Annotated in this window: 2 pseudogenes; both read right to left on the bottom strand. The window is 66.9% G+C overall.

The features are described from left to right. Positions 1-790, bottom strand: a pseudogene (locus ACTS2Z_RS10235) (M28 family metallopeptidase); the annotation flags it as partial. Between the two features lie 123 nt (positions 791-913). Beyond that, a pseudogene (locus ACTS2Z_RS10230) lies at positions 914-1,191 on the bottom strand (acyl-CoA thioesterase); the annotation flags it as partial.

The following is a 1,191-nucleotide window of genomic DNA, read 5'->3' as shown; positions in this document are numbered from 1 at the left end:
CGCCGAGATCGCGCCCGGAGTTCGCGAACAGGCGTTCGGCTGCTGCGCTGCCGACCACTGCGCCCACGGCGAGGGAGGCAGGCGAGGAGGCCGCTGCCGTCGTCATGGACGGGCGCGGATTGGCCGCCATCGCCGCCATGCGCGCAAACGGGAAGCGGGTCAGGCCATCGGCCATCACAATGATGAGGCCGCTGGCGCCCTGTTCGGCGGCAATCGCGGCCTTCGTGCGGTTGCTTGACAGGTGCGCGGTGACATCGCTCGGCAGGCCAGCTGGCGCTCCCGCGAGCAGGACCACGATGCGGCCTTCGACATCGAGGCCGGCATAGCTGTCGATCCCGAACTCGGGTGCATCAATGCCGTATCCGGCGAAGACGGCGTCCGCGGTTATCTCGCTTTCGTCGTTGGAGGCGTGAGCGGCGATGATGAAATCGCTGCCGTGCTCCAGCGCTTCGCCGTCCACCACAAGGCGGGCGCGGCTGGTGTCTGCGACCATGTTCTGCAGGGGCACAGGCTCGTGATAGCTGCCATCGGCCGCGCCTGGCTCAAGGCCCAGAAGCCGGAAATGGCTTTCGACATAGCGGGCAGCGATGTCATAGCCGCGCGAGCCGGTGTCGCGCCCTTCCAGCAAATCGTCCGCCAGGAAGCGGATATGCGCTTCGATCCCGGCTGCGGTGATCGTACTCGCCGGACTGGCCGAGGCCGCTGGTGCAGGCGCAGGCGTGGATGTGGTGGCGCAGGCGCCAAGAACGAACGCGGCGCTTGCGGCCGCGGCGAGATAATGCCGGATCATCAAACTATTCCCCCGAAAAGGCGCATTTCGCGCCGGATACGTCACCCCCTACAGCCGAGGGCGCTACGGCTCAATCCCGCTGGCCAGAACATGGCCAAACTTTCATCTTGGTCCGGACGGGTTTTATTCGCTCAAGGTCCAGAGCGAGGCGCGGGTATGGGCGCTGCGCACCGCGTCTGACAATGTATCGCCGGGGCGCGCGTAATGGCGCGCGAAGTCAGGCGCCATGCGGGCCGGCTTGCCGGTGGAAAGCTGGAAGGAAACCAGCCAGGTGCGCGCCCGGAACACGGTCTCGCCGCTATCGCGGTTGCGGAACTGGTACCAGCGTTCGGAGCGCAGGCGTCCGTCGCTCAAGGCAATCCAGACCGCGCAGGTCAGCACATCGCCGGCGCGGCAATGGC

Origin of the sequence: Glycocaulis sp., from assembly GCF_052168375.1 — a bacterium.
GTDB lineage: Bacteria > Pseudomonadota > Alphaproteobacteria > Caulobacterales > Maricaulaceae > Glycocaulis.
This window is presented reverse-complemented; position numbering and strand designations above follow the sequence as displayed.